The organism is Halomonas sp. SL1 (genome assembly GCF_003030865.2).
GTDB lineage: Bacteria > Pseudomonadota > Gammaproteobacteria > Pseudomonadales > Halomonadaceae > Halomonas > Halomonas halophila.
This window is the reverse complement of sequence record NZ_PYUQ02000029.1, coordinates 1-2,821: the sequence shown is the minus strand read 5'-3', so window position 1 is coordinate 2,821 and position 2,821 is coordinate 1. Positions and strand designations below refer to the sequence as shown.

The 2,821-nt window shown below is 66.8% G+C and carries 3 protein-coding genes, 1 rRNA gene and 1 pseudogene; 2 read left to right on the top strand and 3 right to left on the bottom strand.

Annotated features, from left to right (window positions below):
- Positions 1-166, bottom strand: a pseudogene (locus C9J49_RS16150) (DNA repair protein RadA); the annotation flags it as partial.
- A 99-nt stretch (positions 167-265) separates the two neighbouring features.
- Positions 266-715 carry a copper resistance protein NlpE N-terminal domain-containing protein gene (locus tag C9J49_RS16145; protein WP_035594702.1) on the bottom strand — a complete coding sequence of 150 codons (450 nt, stop codon included), beginning with the start codon at positions 713-715 and terminating at the stop codon, positions 266-268.
- A gap of 195 nt (positions 716-910) precedes the next feature.
- On the opposite strand from C9J49_RS16145, the gene hisC reads away from it, so the two are divergent.
- Complete coding sequence (hisC, locus tag C9J49_RS16140; protein ID WP_107182479.1) at positions 911-1,966, top strand: histidinol-phosphate transaminase; 1,056 nt, start codon at positions 911-913, stop codon at positions 1,964-1,966.
- 86 nt (positions 1,967-2,052) lie between these two features.
- Entirely contained in the window at positions 2,053-2,460 is a 408-nt protein-coding gene (locus C9J49_RS16135; RefSeq protein WP_107182478.1) for a VOC family protein, read from the top strand.
- Between the two features lie 135 nt (positions 2,461-2,595).
- Here C9J49_RS16135 and rrf read toward each other — a convergent pair.
- Positions 2,596-2,710: ribosomal RNA gene (gene rrf / locus C9J49_RS16130) — 5S ribosomal RNA — on the bottom strand.
- Positions 2,711-2,821 lie beyond the last annotated feature (111 nt).

Sequence of the window (2,821 nt, the reverse complement as noted above, 5' to 3'; positions counted from 1 at the left end):
GCCCCGCGGAGCCGCCCCCGCCGCCATTGCCCGCACCGGGACGGGCGGCCGACAGCCGGATCTCGCTCAGGGTGTTCCACTCGCGGCAGCTGGTGCACTGCCCCTGCCACTTGCTGTACTCGGCACCGCATTCGGTGCACACGAAGGCGCTTTTCGCTTTGGCCATGGAATGTCCGACGACGGTTTCTCTGGAATGACAGGCCCGAAGGCCCAACGACGAGGGGCGGCCCGTCGGCCGCCCCTCACTGCTACGCGTTCCGCTGCCTTACAGGCGCTTCAGGCGCAGCATCTCGTTGTTCTGGAAACGGCGACGCTGGGGGTCGATCAGTTCCAGGGTCTGCGGGTCGAGGCGCAGGAAGAAATAGGTCTGGCCCTCGCCCTGGGGCGTCAGCTCGTAGACGGTGGCATCGGGATTGTCCGCGGTGCCGTCGAGCAGCTGCCAGCGACCTTCGTAGTTCTCGTCCGGCGGATTCTGCGGGTGGCCGCGGTAGGAGGCCTGCAGGTCGAAGGTGCGATCCGCGGCAGGGCTCTGGGCATCGCCCATCATGGTCACGTTCAGATCGATCCCTTCGCAGTTACGGCAGGGCAGCGTGCCCTGGTAGGTGCTCTGGGTCGCTTCCATTCCGGGCTCGGTGCCCTGCCCGCCAGGGCCACCCGCACAGCCTGCCAGCAGGGCAAGCATCGCGGAACCGGCCAGCAACGTCCTGATTTGCATATTCGTCCTCCTAACCAATGGGCATGACGCCGCCTTCACGGCAGCCTGCCCCACAGCATAACCTCTCGTGGGAACAGCGCACAGCCCGAACAGCACCGGCTTGCCCCTCGTCCGGCGATCATCCGCGGGCCGGCTTGCGCGGGCGTCGCCCCCGGGCGACCATGAACGGATTGCCCCACGATCCGAGAAGTGACGATGAGCAAGTTCTGGAGCCCCAAGGTCCGCGAGCTGACGCCCTACGTTCCCGGCGAGCAGCCGCGCGAGCGCCTGATCAAGCTGAACACCAACGAGAACCCCTATCCGCCGGCGCCGGGCGTCGAGGCGGTGCTGCGGGAGTTTCCGGCCGACCATCTGCGCCGCTATCCCGATCCCGAGTCGCATGGCCTGCGCGAGGCGCTGGCCCGGGAGTTCGGCGTCGAGGTCGAGCAGGTGTTCGTCGGCAACGGCTCCGACGAGGTGCTGGCCCTGGCCTTCCAGGCCTTCTTCGCCAACGGCCGCCCGCTCGAGATGCCGGCCATCACCTACAGCTTCTATCCGGTGTACTGCCGGCTCTACGACGTGGAGCGCCGCACCCTGCCGCTGGACGCCGACTGGCGCGTCGACCTCGGGGCCTTCTCGCCGGACGCCGGCGGCGCCATCTTCGCCAATCCCAACGCGCCGACCGGCCACGGCCACGGCCGCGAGGCGATCGCCGCGCTGCTCGAGCGCCTCACCGAGTCGGTGGTGCTGGTCGACGAGGCCTACGTGGACTTCGGCGGCGAGAGCGCCATCCCGCTGATCGAGCGCTTCCCCAACCTGCTGGTCACCGGCACCTTCTCCAAGTCGCGCAGTCTGGCCGGCCTGCGGCTCGGCTACGCGGTGGGCTCGCGGGAGCTGATCGAAGGGCTGGAGCGGGTCAAGGACTCCTTCAACTCCTACCCGATCGACAGCCTGGCGAGCGCCATCGGCGTCGCCGCGCTGGAGGACCGCGAGCACTTCGACGCCTGCCGCGAGGCGGTAATCACCACCCGCGAGCGCACGCGCACGCGCCTCGAGAGCCTCGGCTTCCAGGTGCTGCCGTCGCAGAGCAACTTCCTGCTGGTGCACCACCCCGAGCAGGATGCCGCCCAGCTGTTCGTCGGCCTGCGCGAGCGCGGCGTGCTGGTGCGTCACTTCAACACCGAGGCGCTGGACGGCTGGCTGCGCATCTCCATCGGTACCGAGGACGAGATGGACAGCCTTGTCGAGGTGCTGGAAGAACTCTGCCGCTGAGCCGACCTTGAACGTCAGGGGCGTCGCTCGACGCCCCTCGCCCGCCCCGCCGGACAAATACTCTCCCGACCGATACCGAGGCCCCCATGGCCGACTCACGACTGCCCCTGAGCCGCGTACACCACGTGGCGCTGATCACCGCCGACTACCCACGCGCCAGACGTTTCTACCTCGAGGTGATGGACGCCGAAATCCTCAACGAGTCCTATCGCGAGGAACGCGACAGCCACAAGCTCGACCTGCGCCTGCCGGGCGGCATTCAGCTCGAGCTGTTCTCCTTCCCCTCGCCGCCGCCGCGTCCTAGCTACCCCGAGGCCTGCGGGCTGCGCCACCTGGCGCTCGCCACGCCCGATCTCGATGCCTGTGTCGCTCTGCTCGGGGCACGCGGCGCGGCGCCCGAGCCGATCCGCGTCGACGAGTTCACCGGCGCGCGTTTCACCTTCCTGGCCGATCCCGACGGCACTCCGATCGAGCTATACGAAGTCACGGACTGATCCACCGTGTCAGCCAAACCAAAAACGCCCCGCCCTCTTGAAGAGGACGGGACGTTTTTTGGAGGAGATCACATTAAACGTTCGGACATGAAAAAACCCCGAGCCTTATGGGCTCGGGGTTTTCTCGGTATAAGTGCCTGACGATGACCTACTCTCGCATGGGAACTCCCACACTACCATCGGCGCTGAGCGGTTTCACTGCTGAGTTCGGCATGGGATCAGGTGGTTCCCGCACGCTATGGTCGTCAGGCGAAAAAGGCAATGCGAATCATGCTGACGAGATATGTCTCTCGCGTATCCGCCGTCGTCTGTTGTCGATCACAGACCACTTGGGTGTTATATGGTCAAGCCTCACGGGCCA